This is a genomic window from Ruegeria hyattellae (genome assembly GCF_041537925.1).
In the GTDB taxonomy this organism is placed as follows: domain Bacteria; phylum Pseudomonadota; class Alphaproteobacteria; order Rhodobacterales; family Rhodobacteraceae; genus Ruegeria_C.
Genome location: NZ_JBGOSH010000010.1, coordinates 83,219 through 108,783, shown reverse-complemented (window position 1 = coordinate 108,783; position 25,565 = coordinate 83,219). Strand labels below are relative to the sequence as shown.

The following is a 25,565-nucleotide window of genomic DNA, read 5'->3' as shown; positions in this document are numbered from 1 at the left end:
AAGGGGATCACCAAACGGCAACGGTCTCAAACCCATCTTCTGAGAAAACCACCTCTCGGTACGTGCCGGTCGCATCCCCCTCTGCTGTGAATTCCACGTCACTGGCACCCACATAATTAATCTCAAGTCCCTCGCTTAGAGTGCGCAGACCTTTCCCAATTTCACCGGGCCCGATCTCGATGCCCGGTGCGTTTGCCACCCAGTTGAGCGCTTCGCCCAACTCGTGGCCGCCAGTGACCTCTTTCGCGTGGATTGCCAGCGCCAGTAGGGCAGCAGCGTCATAAGCCTCTGCGCGATAGGGGGCCTGGCCGTCGATCCCATGATCTACGAGCATCTGGTCAAACGCGGTGGCCTGGGGATTGTCGGTTCCGGGCAGGGTACCGATGGTGCCCTTCAGCGCGGAGCCGAACGCGGCCACCATCGAGTTGGCGACCATGCCGTCAGGAAACACGAAGCGCTCAAAGACCCCCAAGTCCAATGCTGTGCGTACGATAGCCTGCCCGCCCTGATCGGCATATCCCGCAACAAGCAGAACCTCGGCGCCACTAGCAGCTAGTGTCGCAACCTCTGCCGAATAGTCACCGGCTCCATCGACATGGGGTAAATCGGCCAGGATTTGACCGCCCCGAGCGGAGAAGGCACGAGCGAAGGCGTTGGACAGACCTTTGCCGTAGTCATTGGCCGTGTAGGTCACTGCCACAGTATTGATCCCGTTTCGGATTAACACTTCTGCAAGCACTTCGCCCTGACGTGCATCGGATGGCGCGGTGCGAAAGAACAGCCCGTTGTCGTCGAGCGTTGTCAAACCGGGCGAAGTCGCGGTTGGAGATACGGACACAATTCCATTGGGTATGGTGACTGCGGTTGCAACAGCGCTTGCGACACCTGAGCAATCGGCTCCGATGAGCGCCTCGATCCGTTCTGCGGTGACGAGGCGCTCGGCCGCCGCTACGGCTCTGGGCGCGTCTATGCATGTGCTGTCTGCGCGTATGGGCAAGATGTCTCGTCCACCAAGGAACAAACCCGATAGAGCAGCCTCTTCCAGTGCCAGTTCCGCTGAAGCCGCTATTTCTGGTGACATCGACTCGATGGGCCCCGTGAAACCGAACAATAGGCCGATGCGAACAGGATTTTCTGAAGCGGCCAGAGAGGTTGCAGCGCAGGTGCAGAGCGCGGCCAGCATACTCGTTCTAAGCATAGTTTGTCTCATAGTAGTGGTTGGGAATGTCATGTGGGGACTTTCTGAGTCTTGAAGGGATTTGATCCTTCGCGATCCTGTTGCCGGTCGCTCTGAGCCGAAACGACCTTGTCAATCTCGTCTCGGGTAATGCCAAGATCGGCCAGAAGGTAGCTCGGCAAACGACGTAGGTGTTGCGCATCTCGATGCCGACGCTGCAGAAGCCTGAGCCAGTCGACGCATCTTCGAATATGTGGGGTTCGGTTCTCTGTGGGTGAATTGAACATAAGGCCTCCGCAGATGATGCAATGACCAAAGGATAGTGACGCCGGATCGACGAGGTTCTCGAATTTACCGCTCAAAAGGCGAGCGCTTCGCAAAACTTTACCGATTTTGCGACTTTCTCTCGGTATATGAAGATATACTCCAAAACGGAGGTTCTTATGGAAGATCTCGACTCGTTTGACCGCCTGTTGTTGGAGCAGCTGCAAATTGACAGTAGGCAAACCGGACGTGAGTTGTCCGAGAAGATCGGCCTGTCATCTGCTGCATGCCTGCGCCGGGTCCAGAGATTGCGCAAGATCGGAGCTATTGAGCGTGAGGCCGCGATCATATCACCTCGGTTCGAGGGCGCGCTCACGCGAGTAATTGTATTGCTCAGTGTCGCGAGGGACCATCCACAGCGGCTAGATGTCCTGAAGCAGAAATTGCGTCGTCTTAAAGAGGTGGAGCGTCTGTTTTACGTTACTGGCGATGCCGACCTTGCGATCATCGTGAAATGCGCCTCAATGGAAGACTATGCGGCCTTCACTGAAAGGTATCTCTTCGAACCGCCCTTGAAAGGTTTCGAAAGCCTGGTTGTGCTCAGAGAGTACCCCAAAGAAAGCGATGACTGACAACTTAGCGAGAAATGGATATGGCAATACGTTTCAACCCGGCCACCGCCTGGCCGAGACAAGGGCGTGCGTTTAACCATGGCGTCGTCGCCCCTGATGGCCGCACTCTCTATGTGACCGGTCAGGTTGCCTGGGACAAAAATGGCCATCTTGTTGGCGAAGGCGACGGTGAAACTCAGATCAGAAAGTGCTTTGATAACGTATGTCAGATACTCGCAGAGGCTGGCGGTAACCTCGAGGATATTGTTTTGTTGACGATTTATTTCACTGATCCTGCTGACCTGCCCGCAATCCAGGCCGTGCGCGCAGAAAAAATCTCTGCCGATACAGCCCCAGCCAGCGTTCTGATCCAGGTGCCCGGCCTAGTCTCACCAGAGCTACGAGTCGAACTCGTTCCCATCGCTGTGGTCCCTCTGGAACGCTTCCGCGAACCTTCAGGTCAATCATGACCGTGTTGCAGTGCGTTTCTCTGATCTGACTAAGCAGAAGGTGCGCTCGTCGCGTGCGGACCCGGCGCTTTGCTCACGTCAAAACGTCGAACTCCTGAAACAAGTATCCGTCACCATAGTCGGTTTGGTAAGTCAGCTTCAGTTTGAGCTGTTGTTGAAACGGAGCGAACAAGGGAATACCGCTGCCCAATATGATGGGCGCGCGTTTCAACCGCAATCCTTGCAAATGTCCAAGCTTCAAGAGCGATGTTGCCAGGATTCCGCCGCCGCACAGGTAGACCGTGGAGGGGCTGCTGTTTCGTAACTCCGTCAGCCAGGCGTCGTTCAACCCCGAGCAAACGGCCACGGTGGCGTCCTTGGGCAGGTCGATGTTTTGTGAGATGACGTATGAGGCCGCGTTTGGGTAAGGGTTTTCTCCCGGCTTCAAGCCAAAACTGTAGCCGAATTCATAGGTTGCGCGACCCATCAAGACCGTCTTGTAGGTTGAGAGCCGTGCGAGATAGTCTTTGACGACCTGCTCTGTATTTGGAAATGCGGAAACGTCATTGCCGAGCCCCGCAATGAAGCCATCGGCGGATACCGCCACGTCATAGACTATCGGTTGCATGGTGTATTCCCGGGGTTGAAAGGCAAGTGATAGGCCCGCTGCGGCGGACTGATCGGATCAGGTTTTCAGGATCATCGGCTGGGCACTCCGGAGTTGGGGGACGGATTTACCACTGCAAAGGCGGCGCCGTCAATCTGTGAAACCCGTCAGACGCCATAGTGGCATTTGGCTATCTGGTACGATTGCGTTGTCCAGGCTGAGGCCTCGTCAGGTGCTTAGTCGTGTGGTCCTGATTGAGCATCTGTCTGTTGTGTGCTGTCAGCCCGGTATCTTGCAAGCCCTGAACCACGCCACTCTCAGCAGATGGGTTACGATTATTCGCCGATGGTCTCCGCGCGCGCAGTCGAAGAAGCGCCCGACACAGAAGCCCAGGAGAATGGACGAGACCTAAGTACGGTTCGCAGCAAATGGATGTAACTCTATCGAGGGGTAGACAATGCGGGAAATACACTTGATTTCATGCTTCCTGAACGATGAAATACGCCTGCGGCAACCAGTTAACTGGCAAATCTCTGTCGTCAAATGGAATCCGAGACAAGATCGTTATCGACAAAAGAAGGTCCCATGCCGCAGAAAAACATGAGGTAAACAAGCTCCTCAAACGGTTCGGTTGTTCGGCCAAAGCGCAGACGATCAGGCCCAAACACCTAATTGACATCGTGAAACAAGCTAACGTTCTATCAAACGCCGTGTCCGACACATGTGCGGTTTCACATCGTTTCCGAACGCGTCCGCCGGCTTTGATAGCGTCGAGATTGCCAACATGATCCGAAAGAAACGATTTCCTCGCATAATGACCTCCGGCTTTCGACTGTTTGTTCAGTACGTTGGGTAAGTGTGCCCAATGCAATGCTGGAACTGTTCGCCTTACAAAGCTGACTACCCAACCTGTAGACCTGCTCATTGACAGCACAGGCATCAAGTTGCGCAATGACGGGGAGGGATCTGAATTTGCGCCCCCCGGTAGATCCCAGGTGGTCAACACGACCGAAATAAGGATTGATTACATTGCCCAGGATTCTCGGCTAAGACGGATTGATGGATATCGTCGTCATCACGACCATCATTGCTTCTCTTTTTGTCGTGATTGGCGTGGCGGAGCCACTGGCTGCTCGGATGCGATTGCCCTACAGCGTAGTCCTTGCCCTTCTTGGGATAGTGATTGGTCTAGCGGCGACCTATTTTCTCAACACTGATCTGACGGATGCGCTGAACCCAGTGGCGAGAGCGATCATCGACCTGCCAATTCGGTCCAACGTGTTTCTTTACGTCTTCCTGCCAACGTTGCTCTTTCAGGCGACGCTTGGCATGAACTTGCGCAGAATGCTGGATGACTGGGTGCCCATCTTAGTGATGGCCGTTGTGGCAGTGGTTGCGGCAACACTTGCCATCGGCTTTGCGCTGAGCTGGGTTAGTATGCTTCCACTGGCAGCGTGCTTGCTGATCGGCGCAATTGTTTCGACAACTGATCCCTCGGCGGTTGTTAGCATTTTCCGGTCGATCTCAGCTCCGCGCCGATTGTCGCGGATCATTGAAGGCGAAAGCCTGCTCAATGATGCTGCAGCAGTGGCGTTGTTTGGACTCTTTATGGGCTTTGTTTTGCTCGGCAGGCCCGACCCAGAACTTGGCGACGCCTTGGGGCGATTTCCGCTGCTGATCGCGGGTGGTGCTGTCACCGGCTGGCTCACAGCGCGTATGGCAGTTTGGGTAATGGCAGTCGTTGATCGATGGGAGGCGGCGCAGATCTCCGTTTCGGTTGGCCTACCCTATCTCTCCTATATCGTTGCAGAACAGAGCGTTGGGGCTTCAGGAGTGGTCGCCGTGGTAACCGCAGGTCTCACGCTCAACCTCACCGGCCCCGGTCGTCTGTCACCCACCGCCTGGACCAATCTGCAAGAGGTGTGGGATCTGCTGGCACATTGGGCTGGAGCGCTGATCTTCATCCTTGCCGCCTTGCTGATACCAAGATTGCTGGAGGAAGTGCGACCATCTGACATCGGCCTGCTCTGTGTGGTGGTTCTGGCTGCCACCTTCGCGCGCGCGGTCATATTGTTTGGGTTGCTGCCTTTTCTCACGGTAATCGGTCTGTCGCCAGCCGTAGACCGGCCGTATCGCACTGCCATTCTTTGGGGAGGGCTGCGTGGAGCCGTCACACTTGCCTTGGCGCTCGCTGTCACCGAAAGTTCGCACATCCCGCTCGAGACCAAGCGCTTAGTAGGAATCTTAGCGACCGGTTTCACGCTCTTTACCCTGACTGTTCAGGGGACGACCTTGCGCATGGTGATCGCAAAATTGGGGCTCGACAAGCTTTCTCCACTTGATGTCGCCTTGTCGCGCCAAGTGGTAGCAGTCGCTTTGCAAACCGTACGCGAAGACGTGTCCCGCACTGCAGACAATTACAATTTGACCCATGATATCGTCCGATCCGAAGCAAAACAGTTTGGTGAGCGCCTCGACGAAGCTGTGAAGGCGGCTGAAGACAGCACTCAGATACTGGATCGTGACCGGATCACCCTTGGATTGATCGCGCTAGCTGGGGCTGAGCGGGATTCAATTCTGGCGCGGATGCGAGAACGCACCCTGTCATCGGCTCTGAGTGAAAAGGTTCTATCCGACGCCGATCGGCTCATTGAGGGTGCCCGCACCGGCGGTCGTATCGGCTATCAGCGCGTGTCTAGCCGTACGGTTGTTTACGGCAGATCATTTCGGATTGCGGTTTTTCTGCACAATCGCCTACGATTCTCGCGACCGCTCAAACGCCTTACGGCAGATCGGTTTGAACGATTGCTCACGCAACGTCTCGTCCTGCGAGATCTCGATGGATTTGTCCGAGGTCGCATTCGCAGGATTCATGGCCGCCGAGTCGCGGAATTGCTTGATGATCTGCTGGCGCGTCGGCTTGAGGCCATCGAGACGGCGCTTGAAGGACTGCGTCTACAATATCCAGGCTATGCCGAAGAACTGGAGCGGCGGTTCATCCGACGTACGGCGTTACGACTGGAAGAGCGTGAATACGCGATCATGCGAGAAGACGGGCTGGTGGGCGAAGAACTCTATACGGTGTTGATGCAGGAAGTGGCGGTACGACGAGGTCTTTCGCAAGGGCGTCCGGCGTTGGACATTGCCCTCAAGGGGCGGGACCTTGTCAGGCAATTTCCGCTGTTCTCGGATCTCGACAAAGCTTCGCTAAGAAAGCTCTGCAGGGCTCTGCGCACACGTCATGCCAATGCAGGGGATATCATCATATCAAAAGATGATCCGGCTCGGAGCGTCTTTTTCATTGCATCCGGGGCGGTCGAAGTGGAATTCGCGGGACATTCATCGCGGCTGGGGCGCGGCGAAATGTTCGGTCAACTGGCGATGCTAATGAAGCGACCCCGCCATGTCGAAGTGCGAGCCTTGGCGCCTTCGACCTTACTGACGCTCGACGAAGTCCGTTTTCGTCGCTTAATACGGCGAAGCAAAGCTATGCGAGAGTCTGTCCGAAAGAGCGCGGAAAACCGTATGATCGACCCGGCCCTGTTGGCACTGGACAAGCCCACAGACGCTCCTGATTGAGAGTTAGGCTTTTGGACACCATACAAATCCTAGGATCAAACACCTAGTGAACTGCCACGTCCACGAGCTGGCAGTTGATCCTTACTTTCAATCTTGAGCGGCCGAAGAAATTTTGATCGAAAGCCGCCAAAATGCACTCATAGGTTTCGAATCCAGACTTTTCGATAAGCATCTTTATCAAATGCGGCATTTACGGCTTCGACAGAAATTTGAAACCGTCGTGACAAGGTCACCGCTTCGACCGGAACAAAGCTAGTAAGGTCCCAAACCTGCCGACCCCAATCAAAGGAAATTATCTCATAGTTATTGCGGGTCCAGTGCACTATCCCACCAAGTAGAACACGCTGATCCCGATCGACGACTTCTAACACCGGATTTGCGAAGAAGTCGGTCCACTGTAGTGTTCCAACACTCACAGCGCGCCCGACAGCCTGCTCAATCGTGTTGCTTCTGAACTTGGACATAATGGAGTCCGAAAGTATGTCGACCAGGCCGGAGGAAAAGCCAACTTGGCGGACGATGCTCTGCGGAGACAAACCAGCCGCTAGCATTATCAAGACATCTCGTTCGTCCCCAGACAAAGGCTCTGCCGGAAATCTGTCGCAGATTTCTTGCAACTTGGCTTCGCCGGGTTGGTGAAAATCTAGGGTACTCTGCCCGATAACTGAAATTTGCATGTTTGTTGTCCTCGGGCGCTTTGTTTGTACTTGCTGGCGTTCAGCTAATGGTTGTTGAAAGCACAAGAAATCATTTCGCCGTGCTATCTTACTGGTTGATTGCCACAGCTGCTTGACAATGCCACGAAACGGAACGAGATCAGACGAGAAGATGTGAGAGCAAATCAGCCAAGCAATTGAAAATTATAGAAAGAAATATTGTCTTCCCGCCGAAAAATGGCAGCGACTTTAAGGAGCTGTTCAAGTACGCGACGGAGATCGGCGTAGGTTTGCCGATAGGTGGCGATGGTTTGCCGATCGGAACCTGGACGCCACAATCGCTTGCGGCTGCTCTCTCTGAGATTGAGACAAACAAGGCTGGCGCTGACCTTCGTGCCGTACAGCACTGGTTCGAAGATAATGACAAAGGAATAAGCGCTCCGAGCATCAATTTGTTGGCCCGGGTGTTCGGTGCTGATGATACCGAAGCCACAACAGCGTGGCGCTCTGAGCTGACCGCTGGGCAAAGGCGGCTGATGGCAAAAAGGAAAGCGACGCGCCAACCCAGCAATCGGCGCAAGCCTGTCTCTGTACTCAATTCAGTAACAGAAAAGTCTGATGGTTCGCAGGACTCCGATGAAAAAAGAGCCGTAGCACCTCACCCAGCCAACACCTATCGGCGCTCCAGACTTGCCACAGGCGTCAGTGCAATGCTGACGGGTAACAATAGCATCTATCTACTGATCATGGTGTGGGCGGCTTGGTCTGTATTGGCCCTTGTCGCGGCCATCCTTGGCGTGGGCGATATCACCTATAAAGCGGCCGAAGGGATAAACAAGCAGGTCGGTTTCTATCACTCACCGACTTGGACAATCGAAAAAATCGTTCTTGTCCCAATCTATCTGATCGTCACATCAAAGGCGGTCATCGCGTGGCTTCAATACCGCGACTCATTCGCCAGTATACCGGGCTTCAGCGCATGGGAGTACCGTGTATCAACATTCAGGATGGCATTCTACGCTGTCCTTATCGTCAGCATAGTCGTCATTTTCGGGCTCCAGTGGTACGGCAACTACTTGCAACCGATACTCGATGGGCCTAATGCGGTCGTCGCGCCGAACTGGATAAGGGTCACAACCAATCCTATCGAATTGGCTCCCGAACGCTTAGTGGTCGGCATCTCGCTGTTTGCTGGTCTGTACATTGGTACAATCTACTGGCTCTGCTTCTCTTCTTTGCTCTTGCTCTATATAGCAGCCCACGACCTTTCGGAGATCCACGAAAAGGACAAATCCCACGACAACACAAGCCGCTATGGCGAAAGTCGCGCTGCCGCACAAGCCTTGATCATCGCACTTTACAGGAGCGTCATTTGCGGCGTTCTCATGTCGATGGTCATCAAGGTCAGCGTACTTTACTTGGATACTGACGCTCCAAATATTACGACGTGGTTTACGAGGGACATCCTATCCGGCTTTGGATATGCGGAACAGTCCTGGAACTGGCTTGGGGACCGCCAGCTTGCAGCACAAACCAGTTTCATGTTCCTGTTCACCATAACGTCTGTGGCCTACCTTGGTATCTACCGCGTCAAGCTGGCGGTGGAGGCAGCCAAACAGCCGCTACTCGTGTCCCATTTGTCTTTGACAGCTGTACCTACCGCGATGATAATGACCTTCGGCCTAGTGGGTGTTTTTCAAGGTTTCTCGTTGCTGGTTTTGCTCAGCTTGATCGTCGGAGCTTGGCAACTTATCACACCAAGCCTGCGGTTCCATCCGACAACTACGCAGTTACCGCCTAGTACTTCCCCCAGACGTTGAAAGCCAAAATCTTGAAAAACTTAGACCTTAACACCCATTTGGCCTTAGCGCCCGCAAACGGCCAAGCATATCAAATCGCCTCGCAAGACGGCGTTAATCTGCGTATTGGTGTTTGGACGGAAGCCTGCCCCGAAAAAGGCACCGTTTTCCTCTTACCCGGACGCGCTGACTTCATTGAAAAGCAGGGACATGCCATCTCCGAACTTTGTGCACAAGGTTTCAGTGTCTGTGTTCTAGAGTTCCGGGGACTGGGCTTATCGGACCGTGTCATCAATGACAAAAGAGCCGGACACGTGCACCGCTTCACAGATTACCAATACGATGTCACTGCGATGATGGCCGCCGCCTCAGACCTAAGCTTGCCGCGGCCATTTTTCCTTCTAGGCAATTCGATGGGCGGTTGCGTCGGCTTGCGCAGCATCATCGAGGGTATCCCGTTCGCAGCAGCAGCTTTCACTTCCCCGATGTGGGGTATTCAGCTGTCCGCGATCTTACACCTCATCGCACCACCTGTTACTTTCGCAGCGCGGACTCTGGGTTTCGGGCATCGTTATGCCCCCGGTAAAAATGGAAAAAATGAAACCCTGGAATGGTCCTTCGAAGAGAACGAAATCACCGGTGATGAGGAAATGTTTGCGCATCTTCAACACGTGAACCGAGAGGTTGATCAGCACTGGATCGGAGGCCCGACCATTGGTTGGCTACAACAAGCCCTCAGAGAAACAAAATACCTTGCCAAGCAACCAGCGCCGATTACTCCAAGCATAGCTTTTGGTGCAGAACATGATTGTCTAGTAGAACTGGCCGCTATCGAAGCCCGGATGCGGTCATGGTCAAACGGTTCATACCATCTCATCTCTGATGCACGACACGATCTGTTGCGTGCAGGTCCAGATATCCGTTCATTCGTTTTGCAGAAGATTAGCGGTTTCTTTGAAGCCCATGCAAGTAGAGGCCTTTCCGCCGCATGATTGGGGTCTGTTTCCGCAACGCAGATTCTCCAAAGCATATGATACGATTCTGCCCCTACCGGAATCTACCCCAGCAGGCCAGTTTGTAGAATAGCCTCTTCTTCCTCTCTCGCTCTGCGCGCCATGAGGCCCGTAAAGCTAGAAATAGCGTTCAGTTCGCCCTTTTCACCGGCTTGGACCATGCCACGGAAGTAGCCGCCAGGACTGACCACGCGCGGTTGCCTCGGATCTGTCAAGCGAGCGCCCATAAACAGACCAGCCACGATCGCATCCTCTATAGCTTGTGTCGCCTAATAACGGACCAGTTCATAATCGTAGTTCGCAAATATGTCTGACCACTCGACGCCAACACCACGGAAATAGGTCGGGCACCTATCCTTGTTCAGGGGCAGCCAATCAGGACGGGGGCCCGGAGCGCGATCCGACCAGTGGAAGTTGGCGTTTTCGTCGTAGGTTCCGACGGCCATGTCCAAGCGGGTTGTGCAAGGGCCCTCACGTTCACGGACCCTGTAGCTGTAGTGACGAACATCCCAAACACGGATCGAGCGAATAACATCAAAATCTGCAGATGATAAATCAACGTTTGCAAGTGTTGGCGCGGGTAGGGCAGGGGAGTCGGGTCCGAGGTTGGTCCAAGACTCTAAGGCAAATGATGCTTCGATAACTACCGAGGGTTCTTGCTCTTCTTGGGGCAGTTCAGGGAGTGGCGTGGCACTGACTTCCCTGAATGCTTCCAGCCGTTGCATCGGTGTGAGATTGGAAGTGCCCAAGGCCGCGCCCATCGGACAGCGCCAAAGTTGCAATGGTGGTTCAACCGGCATGGGCGTGATGCGACGAATGAACTCCGCCCTTGCCGCGTTGCAGTCGGGATCGTTCGGCCATCCACCGGCTATACATAAGAAGATTGCACAGTCGATGGGATAGGCTTTGACCTCAGTGGCGGGCACACTTGCGACTGCGAGCGTACCAACCGCAAACAAGCTTCTAATCATGGGTGTCAAGTGTCTCATCGTGTCTCCTTTCATATATTGCTGCACACTATCAGTATTGACATGTTTTTCCAGTCTCTTCCCATATTAAGGTATCTGCGCAATTTATTAGATTGACACAACATAAGTTTTCCATCACAAATTTTGGGTGTAGAAGGCGGTCCAAGGGGGATCGCCATGGCGGACAATAAGAGACAGTACACCGTGGTAACCATTGATATGGTCCGGGGCTTTCTGGAAGATAACGTTCCCTTTACGTGCCGCTACGAACTCATCGGATTTGCGTCCCATGACCGGCCAAAATATCACTGCATTTACACGTCACCAGATTACGTTGGTGCGCTTTGTAAATCGAGGATCTCAAGGACAGGTGCCGTCCCACGCGAGCTTGTTCTTTGGCCCGGCCTCATCAATCACCACCAAGAATTCGGTGATGGTCGGTTCCTGTGCCTTAAGCCGGATTTCTCCATCGAGTCAGTTTCACCCAAACAACTCGAAGCAGTTCTGGCCATGGACACTCAGCCCTAACTCTATTCGAAGCCTGAACCGTGCCACTTGCCTTAGAAACTGTTCTAGTACTGCTTGCCCGGCCCGGCACGGGGCAGGGGGCACACCCGATGATGTCCATCGCCCCGTTGCCGCAGGGTCTGCCTTTCTCCTTCAGCAAGGAGGGCAGGGCGGATGAACAAACTCCTTCTGTCCTGCGCGGTATTGGCTGGTCTACTGACCGCAAAGCAACACCTTGGCTACACTGCTAAGGTTCTGAGTGCCACAGAGGTTTTTGCCATTGACGGCGACACCATCGACCATGGTGATGACCGGTATCGTCTCATGGGCTTCGATACGCCTGAGACCTTCCGGCCACAATGTGACGCTGAAAAGGCTCTGGGCTTTAAAACGAAAGCTCGGCTGGCAGAGCTCATCGAAACCGCTGGCCAAATCAAGTTGATCATAGAACCAGAACTGGACTTGCATGACCGTTTTCTGGCGGTCGGGCGCGTGGATGGGCAGGACGTCGGAACCATCCTGATTTCAGAAGGTCTTGCGCGACCCTATGACGGTGGCAAGCACCGGTCCTGGTGCATGTGAACGGAGAATAGAATGCAGCAAGAGGAAGGAAACTAATCGAGCAAGAAACGGTCCTGTCGGTTGCGCCAACAACCGACAGGGCCAGAAACGCCCAAGCCCAGGGCATTCCTCAAACATCAAGAGCTAACCGGAACGATGAAGCACACAGCAACCCCGATGCTGCTCCTAAAAAGGACAGCAAATGCGCCGGAGTCAATGGTTCTGACTCCGCGACGCAATAGCGACGTCTGAGCGGTGTTCGGGCGTCCAAACCTGTGTGCTCAGCGTCGCGGCAAACTGCTCGATAATGCCTATTATGTAAATATTACTGACCTATTTTCCGAAAGGCAGAAAATGATCGCCGTGACCTTCAATGCCATCGAACTCAGGTTGGATCGACACTGCGTGACCGTCTTAGCGGTCCGCCGTATTGTTCGGGTGGGCGCCCAATGACCCTGTTCCTGAATGGCAATCAGCTAGCGGTCGATAGCGAACAGGGACAACGCGTCCTGACGGCTGCGCATAGCGCTGGCACGCGCGTTGAATGCCGATGCCGGATGCCCACCCCGGAAATGTATATCGCGGCGACCGCTGGCAGGTTCATCGTCAAACGGATGCCCGGAACCGGGCCGGATCACGCGATTGAATGCCCGTCCTTCCTACCACCTGAAGAACTATCGGGACTGGCGCAGGTTCAGGCGTCAGCCATCACTGAAGATCCTGACGACGGCACAACCACGCTCAAACTCGGCTTTCCACTGCGGAAGAACAGCGAGGGCCGGACGGCCCCGGAAATGACCGGTGGCAAAGCGACCGAGGCCAAGATCGCCCCGCGCAAGCTGACGATCACCTCTGTACTGCACTTCCTCTGGCATGAGGCGGATCTAGGCAAGTGGTACCCCAAGATGGACGGAAAGCGGTTCTGGGGCGTGATCCATTACGCCCTGCGCCGGGCTGCAGCCGCAAAGATCGTCAAAGGCCAGGACCTGTCCCGCATTCTCTATGTCCCGGAATACTTCAAGCCCGGCGACAAGGCAGAGATAGCGGCCAGACGGAACCGGATCTTTGCCAACCTGCGACCGGTGGGGCGCGGTGCAACACCGTTCGGTCTTGTGGTCGCGGAATACAAGGGCATGGAACGCACGGCGCATGGCGCGCGGTTCACCTTCAAACATGCCCCCGACTGCGCGTTCTTCGCGGACGCGGATCTGGCAAAGAAGTTCGAGAACGTGTTCGGGGATCAGCTGCGCTTTCTCGAAGCGATGGGGTCTGGCCATGCCATCCTGATCGCCAGCTTTCTTATCGCCAAGGCGGGTTACCCGGTTCTGCATGAAATCGGCATGATGCTGGTGACGGAGAACTGGATTCCGTTCGAGGGCCTGCGCGAACTGGACGTGCTGAATGCGTTGACCGAACAGTACCGCGCTTTCCAGAAGCAATTGCGGTTCAACCTGCCAGCCGATGCGCCGATCGCATCGGCGGTGCTGCTGGATACCGCAGATCCAATAGCCCTGTTCGTTGCCGACAATCCCGACGATGCCGGTGCGCTGGCACTGCTCACCAAAGGCTCTGAAGAAAGCCGGTATGTGAGCTGGTGCTGGTTTGATGATGGGCCGATGAGCCCGTTCCCGGATCGCGGCGCGTCCCCCTCCAGCCTCCACTCACGGATACCGGAGGGGGGCGCGGTCGAAGCCCCGACGACCACACCCATCAAATCAGTCAACGAGGTTTCGCCCGATGAGGAATGAACAGCTTCAAGTGTTTGGCCGCGACCATAAAGCAATGATGCTGAGTGCTTTTGTGGCGGCTTTTTCCGGATTGGTCTTCGCATCGTCTGCTCAGGCGCAGAACGACGAGGCCGCAATTTGTGCGGGCCGTGATGGCCCGCTGTTGAGTGGAGGGCGCTTGCTGTGTGTGACCGCCCCCGCCCGCACCTGCCTGGAACCGTCATTCCGGGCAGGTGCAATGGTTTGCCTCAAATATGAGGATGGGGGCAATGCTGAACAGGTTGCATCCGTAAAAGCAAGCCCGCGCAGCAAAGGTGAATGGGCTGATGAAGCCGAGCGTGCCGCCAAACGCCACGGCGTTCCGGTGCCGCTGTTTCATGCGCTGGTTCATCAGGAAAGCCGCTGGAACGCTAATGCGGTCAGCCCCAAAGGCGCGCTGGGATTGGCGCAACTGATGCCACCCACCGCCGCCGCGCTTGGTGTTGATCCGCATGACCCGGTCCAGAACCTCGATGGCGGAGCGCGGTATCTCAAGGCCATGTTCCTGAAATTCGGAACGTGGCGGCTGGCACTGGCCGCTTACAACGCCGGACCCAAAGCCGTCGAACGCTATGAGGGCGTCCCGCCCTATTCGGAAACCACCCTTTACGTCGCAACCGTTCTCGAAGGGGCCGGGCTTCCGCCCGACGCCTGAACACCCCAGTCCAAGGAGACTATCTTAAATGAAGCGTAACCCTCAAAACGTCGCAGTGCTGACATTGCTGGCGTTCATGGCACTCAGCAACCCGGCCATGGCGCAATCGCTGTTTGATGCGCCGGTGTCCATCCTAACTCAGATCCGCACCTTTGTGACGGGCGCCAACGGTATTCTGCTTGGTGGTGCCGCCATTGCGCTGGCCGGTATCTCGGCCGCCAGCCCGCGCGTCCCGGTCACATGGGGCCATTTCTTTGTGATCCTCGTCGTGCTGGGTATTTTCTACGGTGCGTTTGGCATTGCCGAAGCCATTCAAGGTTTCGCGGCCTGATGAGCGACGATAACCGCATATTTCAGGCGATTACCCGGCCCTCTGAACGGGCCGGGATGCCGATGACGTTTCACATCGTGGCGATCAGCATCCCTTTGATGACGTTCATCATGACCCAAGGCTTTTTGGGCTTCTGGGGGTTGCTCGCCATCGCGCCGTCTTATGCCGCCGCCCGCTGGATCGTGAGTGTCGATCCGTATCTGCCGGATCACGTGGCGACCATGGCTGATTGCAAGCTGTTCACCAAAAACAAGCCCTTCTGGGGCGGCAATTCCTACGCCGGAGACTGACATGAATATGCACCCGGAGATTCAAAAGGCCATGCCCTCTGCGCGCTGCGCCGCGCGTGAGGTCCCGGCCACCACGCATATCCCGTTCGTGCGTTTCCTGCCGGACGGGACGTTCACAACGCGCAACGGTGATCTGGTGGCGGTCTTGGAACTCACCGGGTTCATCCACGAAACCGCTGACCAGGCTGCGATCAAGGCTGCCAATGATACGCTGGCCCGGCTTGCCTCCAGCTTTGAAGACAATCGGACGGCGTTTTACAGCCATATCATCCGCACCGAAGTGAAACTGTCCGACACGTTGCCTCCCGTGAACGGTCCCGCCTTCTCTGAAGACCTGGATCGTCACTATCGAGGCCAGCTGGACCAGGACGAGACGTTTCAGCTGCGCCACTTCCTGACGATCGTTCGTCGCCCCTATACCAGCGGCGAGCGGCTGCTGGATGCAGGGTTGCGGTCTTTCCGCGCGGCTGCATCAGATCCGGCAGCAACTGCCGCCCGCGCCAAGAACCGCAAAGCCCTGCATGTGGCCACAGAACAGGCGATGCGGGATCTGTCGGTGTTCGGCGCGCGCAGGCTCACGGGTTCAGAGGCGGATCGCAGCCGCACCTTGTCATTCCTCTCGATGCTGCAAAGCGGGATTTGGCAGAAGGCCCCGGCTGTCTGGACGCATCTGGCGGATGCGGTGCCAAACGGTCGCATTACCTTCCGCAAAGACCACATCGAAAGCCTGTCACCGGGCAGGGACAAGGACCGGTTCGCCGCCGTCTTTGCGGTCAACGCTTATCCCGAACGCTCGAAATACTATATGTTCGATGAATTGCTGGGTGAGCGCGGCGAGTTCATTGCAACGCAGTGTTATGCGCCGATGGACCGCGTGTCGGGTGGTGGCAAGATTCGTGACGCCAAACAAGGCATGGCCGACGCGGGCGATGAGGCGGAGTCGCTGCAAAAGGATCTGAATGAAGCGCGCGATGCGGTTGCCTCCCGCGCCATGTCCATTGGACGGCATCACTTCACGGTTTCTGTTCTCGGTGACACGCGTGACGAAATGGAAGACGCGGCCACGCGGGTGAATTCCTGTCTGACCGGCGCGGATCTGCGCACGCGGCGCGAAGACATCGGGTTGGAAGCGGCCTGGTGGGCGCAGCTGCCCGGCAACTTCGCCTATCAGACGCGCAGCAAAAAGCGCTTTGTGTCCGACAAGAACTTTGCCGATTTTGCAAACCTTCATTCATGGCCGACCGGATCGCGGGAAAAGCTGCGCTGGGGCGGGCCCGTGGCCGCGTTTCGAACGCTGGCCGGCACACCGTTCTGGTTCTCGTTTCACCGGGAAGGGTCCGACACATCCAAAGGGCCAGGCACCACGGCCATTTTCGGGGCGACGGGTGAAGGGAAAACGCTACTGGCAAACTTCCTGATGTCCTGCTGCTACCGCTTGCCCGAGCACCCTCACCTCATCGCCTTCGACAAAGACCGTGGCTCAGACACGTTCATCCGGGCCATTGGCGGCACATATCTTGAGCTCAAATCCGGTATGAACCTCGGCTTCAACCCGTTTGCTGTGGCCACGGATGAGGTTGGGATTGAATGGCTCGAAGGTTTTATTCACCGCCTGACGGGTGCTGAGAAGCTGACCCCGGAACAGGAGCGCCGCATTGCAACCGGCCTGCGCCGCCTCGCCGCCGGTGATCCGGCGCTGCGCACCTTCTCGGATTTTGTGACAACGCTGCGGTCTGTCGATGATGCCGACGCGCCAGTGCACCTGCTCGACGCGCTCAGCAAATGGTTCGGCACTGGAAACCGCGCCTGGCTGTTTGATAACCCGCAAGACAGTTTCAGCCTCGATCAGTCGGTCACCGCCTTTGACATGACGGCTCTGCTCAAGGCGTCCGACATTCGCCTGCCGCTGCTGGATTACCTGTTCTACCGGATCGAACGCAAACTGGCTGAAGGCAAGCCGCTGATTATCATGGTGGATGAAGCCTGGGCGCTGTTTGACGACCCAAAGTTTGGTCCCCGTATCAAGGATTGGATCAAAACCATCCGTAAGCTCGATGGCATTCTCGTGTTCATGACGCAGGAACCTTCGGACGCGGCCAAATCTTCCATCTCGGATACTTTGATTCAGTCCTCGGAAAACCGCATCTTCTTCCCCAACCCGAAAGCTGATCATGCGACTTATGTTGGTGCATTCCGGCTGACCGAGGCCGAGTTCAGCGCCATTTCAACGATGCCACCCAAGTCCCGCCTGGCACTGATCAACGATGGCGACGGATCAGCCGTGGTGTCCACGCGCCTCGACCTTCCCGAACCCTTCTATCGCGTACTGTCCGCGACAGGCGACAGCGTTGCCGAGATGGACCAGCTGCGCGCCGAGCATGGCGAGGACGGCTGGCTCAAACCCTTCATGACCCCCAAAGCCACTTAGGAGACCCCCCAAATGACCCGCACATGCTTGTTCCTTGTCTTCGGCCTCCCCCTGCTCGGGGCTTGCACGATTGCGGGTGATGTCGTCGATCCGCCGCGTGAGCTGAAAGTCAATTGCAACATCGCTGATGCAGAGCCGGTCCCACAGACCGGCCTTGCCACCACCCTGCCGCTCAGCGCGGGCAAACTCTGATCCAACCCCTGAAAGGACGAGACAATGAAGACCATTCTCAAAAGCACCGCCGCGGTTGTTGCCCTTGCACTGGCTGGAATTGTCGGGACGGCAGACACCGCCAGCGCCCAGGGCGTGCCAACCTATAGTGTGACCGAACATGCCGAACTGATCGCGCTGCTGAGTTCCAGCGGCGAAATGGTCGGTCTGAACACCCAGATGCTCGACAATGCCCTGCTGCAGCTGCAGGAGCTTCAGGAACAGCTGCGCCAAGCGCGGGCCACGCACAATGCCATCACCGGCGCCCGCGATACAATCAGCAACCTGTTCAGCGGCGATATCACCCCGCGCAAACTGGCCTCGTCTCTCTCAACCCTGTCCATGACAGGGAGTTCGGTGAACAACCGCCTTGGCAGGCACATGGAAGCGCTGAAAGTGGATTTCCAGCCCCTGAGCGGTTTGCAGGCGTTGGGCCAGGCCGCAGAAGATCCGGCCACCAAGTCACATGATTTGCTCTCGGGTTCGAGCCTCGCTGGCCTCGCCGTTGCCGAGGAAGGGTTTGCCGGGGCTGGGGAAGCGATGGAGCGGTATGACGGCTATCGTGAGCAGATTTCCGCAACCGATGATCTGAAAGCTAGCATTGATCTGAACACCCGCATAGCGATTGAGAATGGCATGATGCTCGCCACTTTGTTGCAGACCCTCTCCGCACAAGGCCAGCTAGACGCCGCAATCGTCAACCAGCGCCTGCGCGGTCAGGATATCGTCGCGCGCCAGGCCTACCGACCTGAAGGATCAAACTGATGCGCTTCCCCACCCCCACCCTCCTCATCGCAGCAACCGTCGCCACCACTCTGGCGGCGGGCCAGCCGGTGCTGGCTTTGACGGCTGATGAGAAACGGGAGAAATCTCGGCTAAGCAAAGCGTGGAACGTGTCAATGGCACGTAAGTCCGCTGAAATCCGCTTCACATTTGCGGAGAAATGCGAAGCAGCATTTGTAGCTGATGAACCCATGCCAGAGCCGGATCTGCGTATCACAGAAGAAGTTGAAATCGACGATGACCTGATCGGCATGACCGTCGAGGAAATCTCGGAACAATACAGGCTTTCCTCTGACGCATTCGATCAGTCGGACCGGGCGGTGAAAGACTGCATCCGCAAATTCAGAAAAAGGAACGATGGGTCATGAGCATCAGAGACTTCCTTGTTGGCACAGATCAGAGTTTTGACAACATTATCAACGGTGGGTCGCAGCAGGTGTTCCAGGCGCTTGCCACCCCCAGCGCCCAATTCCTGACACTGCTCGCCGGGGCCGCACTGGCGGTCTGGGCGGTCACGGCGGCGTACCGAGGCAGCTTCTCGCTTGATGGTTTTATCACCTTCGTTTTCCGATTTTCATTGTTCTATTTGGCCGTATCCGGCGGCGCCCTTTGGACCCAATACATTTTTCCGTTCATCACTCAGTTCCCCATCAATGTCGGCAATACAATAATCAGCGAGTTCGGTGGGACCGGGGCCGCTGGGGGAATTGCAACAGCCTTTGCTGAGTTTGCAAATACGGCATTCAGGAACATCGTTACAGCCATAGGATCATATGGGGTGGCGGACTACATCGCGGGCGACGCGCTAGGTGTGCTCCTCTTTGCCTTGTTGGCGGCTGGCGCGATATTGGCGATGATTATCATCGCACTTGCTCTGCTCGTAGCATCCAAAGTACTTTTGGCCATTCTGATTGCCATATTCCCGGTGATGGCAGTCTGGGCTTATCTCCGCAGTTCCGCTGAAATCTTCAATGGATGGGTGCGTGGGATTACGATGCTCATTCTTTTCCAGGTCTTGCTATTCGGTGTCATGGGCATCGCGCTCGCTGCAACTGAAAGTACAGCCGACGCAGTGTCAGCGGGTGTTGCTTCGGGAACAGACATACCGTTGGAGATGTTCAAATTAGCCGGAATGAGCGGGATCACAGCCGGATTGCTGCTCGTCTGCCCAATGATTGCACAACGGATCGGCGGTGCGGCACTAAGCCTTGGTGAATCTCAGATCAAAGGGGCCGGTGAACACGGGCTCAAACTCTTGGGTGGCAGGCTGACAGGTGGCGGGTCGGGTGGCAACAACCTGGGCGATGTCTCCAATCAGCGGGCCAATGCAGCGAATGAGGCCGACAGGCCATCCGCAACAGAGGCCAATAACCAGCGCATTCGAGATTCTGTCAGGCGCGGGGCCGAACGCATGGCCGAAGACGCACGACGGCGCGGTAGCTGATCAAATCCCATTGAAATCATTGGCGGGCTGGCCCCGCAACAGACGAGGAGTCACCAGATGCAACAGGCCACAGCAGATTTGAAGCCTGATCCGCTCAATCCTGACGGGCAGTATCAGGGCTCTCCCCTGCCCGATACAACCACCATTCATGACGGCCACGACCACTGGGAAGACGAACTGTATCTCTCGATGCGACGTCGAACGCGGCTGGCCTATGTCGTCGGCGGGATCGGCGCTCTGATCGGCGTCATGGGGGTAGTAGCGGTCATGGGTCTGACGCCTTTAAAGCAGGTCGTTCCAATCACCATGACCGTCGACAAGCATACCGGCCTGGTCAACGTGGAATCGCGTCTGGGCACTCTCACATTGGACGATGACGAATATGTCACCCAAGCGCTGATGTTCCAGTACGCCCGCGATCGCGAGACCTATGACGCCCATGATCAACGCGACCGCCTGAACGCGGTCTACGGCCAGACATGCGGCGGGGCGGCTGATGATCTGGCCGCCCTCTATGACGAGGAAAACCCCAACAGCCCTATGAACATCTATGGCAGCTATGGCCGCGTGGATGTGCGCATTCGGTCTGTCACTCTGCACAATGGAAACTCGGCGACGCTGCGCATGACAAAAAGCGCGCGGGCGCAACAAGGCGCACCCGTCTCAGAGCGGAATTTCGTGGTGACGATGGGCTACGAGTTCGACCGCACCGGAAACATGACGCTGGAAGAACGCTGGGAAAACCCAACCGGCTTCTGCGTCACCAATTACCGCCTGGATGAGGAGGCCGGCTGATGCTTCGTTTTATTCTAGCTGCTGCCGTGATGCTGGCCGTGGGCGCGGTCCCGATCTCTGCAGAACAGCAGGGGCGCGGCACACGCACCGATACCCGTATCCGGACGCTCAATTACCATCCTGACGATGTTTACAAGATCAACGCCTATACCGGCTATGCCACCACATTCCAGCTGGAAGAGGGCGAGGTGATGGTTGATGAGGTCCGTGGCGACCCCAAGACCTGGGACTTCATCCCCAACACTGCACGGGATGGGTTTGTCATCAAGGCAAGATACGCCACCCCGCAGGCCAGCAACCTCATTCTGGAAACCAATCTGCGCACCTACGTGTTCCTGCTACACGCTAAAAAGGGTGGTCCTCCAGCAGAGGTGGGGTTCCTCTACAGGTTCAACTATCCCGACCGGAAACGGGGATACAGACCCCGGCAGGCCGGAAACATCCAGGCGGCATTCAACACCACGGGGCGTCCCGCCAATCTCCAATATAGCGCCAGCGGTGACAGGCTGTTGCGCCCGGCGGTGGCGTTTGATGATGGCCGCAAGACCTACCTGCGCCTGAGAGAGCAAAGCGTACGCCCCTCGATCTTCGCAATGGGCGCTGATGGCCGTGAGCGCTTGGTGAACTCCACCGATCTGGCTGACGGCACCATTGTTGTGACCGGTGTTTACCCGCGCCTGGTGCTGCGTGACGGGCCCTATGTGGTCTGCGTGTTCAACATCCCGCTCTATGAGACGGATCAGAACCGAGACCCGAACCGCCCAAGAGCAAGCAGATCGCAACGGGCTTCTAATCGGAGTGGGGAGAACCGCTGATGTCTGAGCAAAACAAACTCCTGTCGGACCGCATCGACCCCGAAGAAGAGCAAAAGCGCGGCGTCAACCTGCCTATGATCCTGGGCGGGCTTGCCCTTGTCGGGTTCATTGGGGCGGCGCTCTGGATCAATCTCGGGGACGGTGAGGCTGGTCGTCGGGCCGGCATCATTCCCGAGGTCAACCAGACACCTGATCCGCGCAGTCGGGGCGGCAGCTTGTTCGGAACAGTCCCGACCCAGCCGCTGGCCCCGGTTGAGCCGCAGCAAGATCCGCGCGTGGCGGTGCTGGAGGCTGAACTGGCGGAGTTGCGTGAGTTGATAGCGGCTGCTCAGGCTCAGGAACCCGAACCGGCTCCTGAAGAACCGCAAGAGCCTGCGGCTGATCTGGATGCGCAAGCCCTCGCGGCTCTGGAAAAACGGGCAGAACGGCAAGAGGCGGCGTTGGAGGCCTTCCTGAAGAAGCTAGAGGATGACCGGCTGGCTGCAGAACGGCGCCAGCGCGAACTCATCGCGCGGATACAGGCGAACAGACCAATCACAGAGCCGGGCCAAACTGCAGAGACAGCACCAGATGGCGACACGGAAGCGCAGCGCTTGGAAGCGGCCCGTAAGGCCGAAGAGGAACGGCTGGCGCAGCCATTGACCAACAGCCTGGGCGGCAGTGGTCCGGGTGCTGGCGCGGACGACAACAACAGCAGCGGCAATGACTTCCTCGATGCCGCGGCCTCCCGCTCGGTACAGACGGCCCGGGCCACGCAGTTGAAAGATGTCCACCGCCTCGTGCCGCAGGGGCGCACGATCCCGGCCATCCTTGAAACGGCCATCTCATCGGATCTGCCCGGCGAGTTGCGCGGTCGCGTCAGCAGGGATGTCTGGTCAGCTGATGCAACAACAGTTCTGATCCCGCGTGGGTCAACAATAATCGGTGAGTATTCGTCAGATATCTCGCTGGGCCAGCGCCGGGTTCTCGTGGCCTGGAACCGGGTGATCACCCCGGATCAGCGCTCCATCATGATCGGGTCGCGTGGTGTCGATGCGTTGGGGCGGGCCGGTTTGACCGGAAACGTGCAGCATCACTTCGGGCTCAAGTTCGAAGCGGCGTTCTTCATCTCGATCTTCTCCGGAATATCGAGCTTTGGAAATCGTACCATCAATGACAGTGACGTGGCCGAAGGCACCGATGGGTTTGCAAATTCCGGCAAGGATGCCTTTGAGGAGTACCTGTCTATCCCACCCTCGATCTGGATTGACCAGGGCGAACAGTTCAACGTGTTCGTCTCGCGGGATCTGTACCTGTGATCCACTTGAGTTGATCCAATGCGAAGCTCAACGGCATTGGGACCGCATTGGTTTGAAATGTTCGAATACCACAAATTATTGCCCTGCAGGAGACCGTCATGAGCACAATACAGGCAAAAACTCACATTCCCTACACCATCGCAGTTGCCGTCATCAGCATCCCGCTCTGGGCGGCGCTTCTGATTGCGTGGAAAGTGAATGGCGACATCGAGACATGGCGGCCGTGGCTGCTGCTCAGCCAGCGCAATACTATGCACCCGAAGGATTGGAACCTGGTGCTCTGGGGCGGTATCACCCTCGGGCTGATGACTGGCGCGGGCCTTGCCTACCTGTTCGGCGGTATGGTGTTTGGCGTGACCGCAACTGACGCACATGGTGACGCCCGATGGGCTACAGCCAAAGAGATCCGCGCGGCGCGGCTGGTCAGTGACTGGGGCCTGGTTCTGGGCAAGCTGGGGAAACCGGAGAGAAAGGCCGCTCACCTGCGCGCCCATACCGATGATCAGGGCACGGTTCTGGTCTCGGGCCCGCCACGGTCCGGTAAAGGTGTCGGCATCATCGTCCCCACCCTTCTCGACTATCCCGGTTCGCTGATCGTTTATGATGTGAAGGGGGAACTTTTCGAAACCACCTCGCGTCGGCGTTTGGCAAAGGGCGACAAGGTGCGGGTCCTGTCCCCGTTCGATGTGCAGTTCCCCAACAATCCGGAGGGCTCGCTTGTCGGCCGGTCGCACAGCTTCAACCCGCTGATCGAGGTCGCCGCAATGGCGGACCTGGAAGATCGGCTTGTACGGATCTCTGAAATCAGCGCAGCGCTACTGGCCCCCAGAAGCACAACCGGCGCTGAAGCGTCCTTGATGGAAGATGCGCAGGAAATCTTTGAGGCCGCGGCGGCGATCGTCTGTAGCGAGTCGAAACCGTCGCTCGGGCGCGTCCTGCAGGTGCTGACGCCGGAAGTGGCAGGCGATGACGAGATACCGGATTATAAAGCCATGTTTGCCGGCCTCGCCCCGCGCGCGCCTGATCCGGTCTCGAAAGGCGCGATGCTGCGCATGGCCGGGCAGGACAACAAGCAGCTGGGCATCTATCTGTCTGTGCTGATGGGCGGTGGTCTGAATGCCTGGCGCAACCCCGCGATCGTTCGTGCGACCAAGACCAACGATTTCGACTTTGAATCGATGCGCTGGGAACCGCAGACCTGTTACATCTCGATTCCGGAGGCGCATAAGCAGGTGTCGCGGCCTTTGGTGCGTCTATTCATCCAATGCGCCATCAACGCGCTGCGTCGCCGGCTGATGGCGTCGGGTGAGGATTTCCTGCCGGTCCTGTTTCTGATCGATGAGTTTCATTCGCTGGGAAAAATGCAGGGCGTGCTCGATGCTGTGACCACCCTGCCCGGCTATGGCGGCCGTCTGTGCCTGATCGTGCAATCGCCGGCATCGCTGCGGGAACACTATGGGCAGGCCGGTGAAGAGATCCTGACGGAAAGCTCGCATCTGCATGTGTGGCTGACGCCCAATTCTGAGGAGACCAAGCAAAAGCTCTCTAAAGCGCTCGGCAACAAGACGGTGACGCAGAAATCCGTATCAGGCCGCAACTGGTCGAAAGAGCCCGGTCGGTCTGAGAGCTGGTCGGAGAAAAGCCGGGCGTTGATGACGCCTGAAGAAATCGGACGCCTGGGCAAAGAGGAGGTGATTATCACCGGCAAGGGAATGTTCCCGATCCGGACAAATCGGGTGTCTTATTATAAGGACAGTCGATTCAAAGCGCTCAATGACAGCCAGAATGGTAAGCCCTGGCCGGTTGTGCCGGTTGTCAAAGATGGCGTCGTGACCCGGTTCGATGAGTTCCTGAATGATGCAGGCTCTCCAAAATCGGCTGAGGCCGAAGAACCGGAGCCCGAGCCGGTTGCAAAGCCGCCTCTGTCGCAGCGCGCGGCGGTCTCGGTGCCGGCCGCGCCATCCTTTCCCGACGTTGGCGTGGCCGGCTATGGGTACTTCGAAGATCCAAGCGAGACGGCGGGTGACGAAGAAACAGCCGAGGACCGCCTACTAGCGCAAACAATCAAAATGGTGAAAGCACCAAGCTTTGCGAACAACCTCGGCAACCTCTTGAACCTGGCACCAGTCAGCCCGGACAGTGAGCCTGAACTTGCCGACCTGGCACACCGGCTCTCACCTGACGAGTTGGTCAACAGATTGATGCCGCTGTTCAGCGGCGAAAACTTGAAGATCAGTGGCCATTCGCTGCGTGGGGCATAAACTGGCAAGAAGCGGGACAAAGTTGCTGTAGGCTCAATGGTGGCTGATGAACGGTCTCAGCCCTAAGCGGAAGCGCTGCTCTTGGCAATAATCTGCAAAACTGGACTTTCGTTGCGTCGGTGGTGAACTGGAAAGTCGCGGGACACAGCCGCCTTTTGCCCACGCCGCTACTGCCGACGCAGAAAACTTTCGCACCCGCAGCGCCGAGAATTTGGCAGCGCGGCGATTTTCGCCAGAGCTGTCATTGATCGCCGGTCTGAGGCGCGAAATTCGAACCTCACTTTCGCTGCGGTCTGCT

The 25,565-nt window shown here is 56.9% G+C and carries 25 protein-coding genes; 20 read left to right on the top strand and 5 right to left on the bottom strand.

Annotation, left to right across the window (positions count from 1 at the left end; all coding sequences use genetic code 11):
• Positions 1-7: 7 nt before the first annotated feature.
• Entirely contained in the window at positions 8-1,198 is a 1,191-nt protein-coding gene (locus AB1E33_RS20725; RefSeq protein WP_372579156.1) for an ABC transporter substrate-binding protein, read from the bottom strand.
• A gap of 29 nt (positions 1,199-1,227) precedes the next feature.
• Entirely contained in the window at positions 1,228-1,464 is a 237-nt protein-coding gene (locus AB1E33_RS20720) for a DUF1127 domain-containing protein (RefSeq protein WP_372579155.1), read from the bottom strand.
• Positions 1,465-1,620: 156 nt separating this feature from the next.
• On the opposite strand from AB1E33_RS20720, the gene AB1E33_RS20715 reads away from it, so the two are divergent.
• Together AB1E33_RS20715 and AB1E33_RS20710 are read left to right on the top strand one after the other, a co-directional pair.
• Complete coding sequence (locus tag AB1E33_RS20715; RefSeq protein ID WP_372579154.1) at positions 1,621-2,073, top strand: Lrp/AsnC family transcriptional regulator; 453 nt, start codon at positions 1,621-1,623, stop codon at positions 2,071-2,073.
• Positions 2,074-2,093: 20 nt separating this feature from the next.
• Positions 2,094-2,522 carry a RidA family protein gene (locus AB1E33_RS20710; protein ID WP_372579153.1) on the top strand — a complete coding sequence of 143 codons (429 nt, stop codon included), beginning with the start codon at positions 2,094-2,096 and terminating at the stop codon, positions 2,520-2,522.
• A gap of 73 nt (positions 2,523-2,595) precedes the next feature.
• Here the strand turns inward: AB1E33_RS20710 and AB1E33_RS20705 are convergent, their stop codons facing one another.
• The gene (locus AB1E33_RS20705; RefSeq protein WP_372579152.1) at positions 2,596-3,108 is read right to left on the bottom strand and encodes a dihydrofolate reductase family protein; all 513 of its coding nucleotides are present in this window, start codon (positions 3,106-3,108) and stop codon (positions 2,596-2,598) included.
• A 1,059-nt stretch (positions 3,109-4,167) separates the two neighbouring features.
• Between AB1E33_RS20705 and AB1E33_RS20700 the strand changes: the two genes are divergently transcribed.
• Positions 4,168-6,687: a cation:proton antiporter gene (locus tag AB1E33_RS20700; RefSeq protein ID WP_372579151.1), complete on the top strand. Its 2,520-nt coding sequence runs from the start codon at positions 4,168-4,170 to the stop codon at positions 6,685-6,687.
• Between the two features lie 137 nt (positions 6,688-6,824).
• Here the strand turns inward: AB1E33_RS20700 and AB1E33_RS20695 are convergent, their stop codons facing one another.
• Positions 6,825-7,364: a helix-turn-helix transcriptional regulator gene (locus AB1E33_RS20695; RefSeq protein ID WP_372579150.1), complete on the bottom strand. Its 540-nt coding sequence runs from the start codon at positions 7,362-7,364 to the stop codon at positions 6,825-6,827.
• A gap of 176 nt (positions 7,365-7,540) precedes the next feature.
• Between AB1E33_RS20695 and AB1E33_RS20690 the strand changes: the two genes are divergently transcribed.
• Positions 7,541-9,163, top strand: a complete 1,623-nt coding sequence (locus AB1E33_RS20690) for a hypothetical protein (protein ID WP_372579149.1) — start codon at positions 7,541-7,543, stop codon at positions 9,161-9,163.
• An 11-nt stretch (positions 9,164-9,174) separates the two neighbouring features.
• On the top strand, positions 9,175-10,134 hold the full coding sequence (locus tag AB1E33_RS20685) for an alpha/beta hydrolase (protein ID WP_372579147.1): 960 nt from the start codon (positions 9,175-9,177) through the stop codon (positions 10,132-10,134).
• A 290-nt stretch (positions 10,135-10,424) separates the two neighbouring features.
• On the opposite strand, the gene AB1E33_RS20680 is transcribed toward AB1E33_RS20685, so the two are convergent.
• Positions 10,425-11,144 carry a hypothetical protein gene (locus AB1E33_RS20680; RefSeq protein WP_372579146.1) on the bottom strand — a complete coding sequence of 240 codons (720 nt, stop codon included), beginning with the start codon at positions 11,142-11,144 and terminating at the stop codon, positions 10,425-10,427.
• Between the two features lie 156 nt (positions 11,145-11,300).
• On the opposite strand from AB1E33_RS20680, the gene AB1E33_RS20675 reads away from it, so the two are divergent.
• From AB1E33_RS20675 to AB1E33_RS20605, 15 genes are all read left to right on the top strand, one after another.
• Positions 11,301-11,651, top strand: a complete 351-nt coding sequence (locus AB1E33_RS20675; RefSeq protein WP_372579145.1) for a hypothetical protein — start codon at positions 11,301-11,303, stop codon at positions 11,649-11,651.
• A gap of 153 nt (positions 11,652-11,804) precedes the next feature.
• Positions 11,805-12,212 carry a thermonuclease family protein gene (locus AB1E33_RS20670; protein WP_372579144.1) on the top strand — a complete coding sequence of 136 codons (408 nt, stop codon included), beginning with the start codon at positions 11,805-11,807 and terminating at the stop codon, positions 12,210-12,212.
• A 428-nt stretch (positions 12,213-12,640) separates the two neighbouring features.
• Entirely contained in the window at positions 12,641-13,939 is a 1,299-nt protein-coding gene (locus AB1E33_RS20665; RefSeq protein ID WP_372579143.1) for a DUF1173 family protein, read from the top strand.
• Entirely contained in the window at positions 13,929-14,612 is a 684-nt protein-coding gene (locus AB1E33_RS20660; protein ID WP_372579142.1) for a lytic transglycosylase domain-containing protein, read from the top strand. Before AB1E33_RS20665 ends, AB1E33_RS20660 begins: the two co-directional genes overlap by 11 nt.
• Before the next feature lie 28 nt (positions 14,613-14,640).
• Complete coding sequence (locus tag AB1E33_RS20655) at positions 14,641-14,943, top strand: TrbC/VirB2 family protein (protein WP_372579141.1); 303 nt, start codon at positions 14,641-14,643, stop codon at positions 14,941-14,943.
• Positions 14,943-15,233, top strand: coding sequence for a VirB3 family type IV secretion system protein (locus AB1E33_RS20650; protein WP_372579140.1), 291 nt, complete (start codon positions 14,943-14,945; stop codon positions 15,231-15,233). The genes AB1E33_RS20655 and AB1E33_RS20650 overlap by 1 nt, the downstream gene beginning before the upstream one ends.
• A 1-nt stretch (position 15,234) precedes the next feature.
• Positions 15,235-17,661 carry a VirB4 family type IV secretion/conjugal transfer ATPase gene (locus AB1E33_RS20645; protein ID WP_372579139.1) on the top strand — a complete coding sequence of 809 codons (2,427 nt, stop codon included), beginning with the start codon at positions 15,235-15,237 and terminating at the stop codon, positions 17,659-17,661.
• A gap of 12 nt (positions 17,662-17,673) precedes the next feature.
• Complete coding sequence (locus AB1E33_RS20640; RefSeq protein ID WP_372579138.1) at positions 17,674-17,853, top strand: hypothetical protein; 180 nt, start codon at positions 17,674-17,676, stop codon at positions 17,851-17,853.
• A 24-nt stretch (positions 17,854-17,877) separates the two neighbouring features.
• Entirely contained in the window at positions 17,878-18,636 is a 759-nt protein-coding gene (locus AB1E33_RS20635; RefSeq protein ID WP_372579137.1) for a type IV secretion system protein, read from the top strand.
• Complete coding sequence (locus AB1E33_RS20630; protein ID WP_372579136.1) at positions 18,636-19,022, top strand: hypothetical protein; 387 nt, start codon at positions 18,636-18,638, stop codon at positions 19,020-19,022. Before AB1E33_RS20635 ends, AB1E33_RS20630 begins: the two co-directional genes overlap by 1 nt.
• The gene (locus tag AB1E33_RS20625; protein ID WP_372579135.1) at positions 19,019-20,098 is read left to right on the top strand and encodes a type IV secretion system protein; all 1,080 of its coding nucleotides are present in this window, start codon (positions 19,019-19,021) and stop codon (positions 20,096-20,098) included. The genes AB1E33_RS20630 and AB1E33_RS20625 overlap by 4 nt, the downstream gene beginning before the upstream one ends.
• 57 nt (positions 20,099-20,155) lie before the next feature.
• Positions 20,156-20,893: a VirB8 family type IV secretion system protein gene (locus AB1E33_RS20620; protein ID WP_372579134.1), complete on the top strand. Its 738-nt coding sequence runs from the start codon at positions 20,156-20,158 to the stop codon at positions 20,891-20,893.
• A complete protein-coding gene (locus tag AB1E33_RS20615) occupies positions 20,893-21,708 on the top strand; it encodes a TrbG/VirB9 family P-type conjugative transfer protein (RefSeq protein ID WP_372579133.1) in 816 nt (271 codons plus the stop codon). Before AB1E33_RS20620 ends, AB1E33_RS20615 begins: the two co-directional genes overlap by 1 nt.
• On the top strand, positions 21,708-23,006 hold the full coding sequence (locus AB1E33_RS20610; protein ID WP_372579132.1) for a TraB/TrbI/VirB10 family type IV secretion system protein: 1,299 nt from the start codon (positions 21,708-21,710) through the stop codon (positions 23,004-23,006). Before AB1E33_RS20615 ends, AB1E33_RS20610 begins: the two co-directional genes overlap by 1 nt.
• 98 nt (positions 23,007-23,104) lie before the next feature.
• Positions 23,105-25,267 (top strand): type IV secretory system conjugative DNA transfer family protein, encoded by a 2,163-nt coding sequence (locus AB1E33_RS20605; protein WP_372579131.1) that lies wholly within the window; start codon positions 23,105-23,107, stop codon positions 25,265-25,267.
• Positions 25,268-25,565 lie beyond the last annotated feature (298 nt).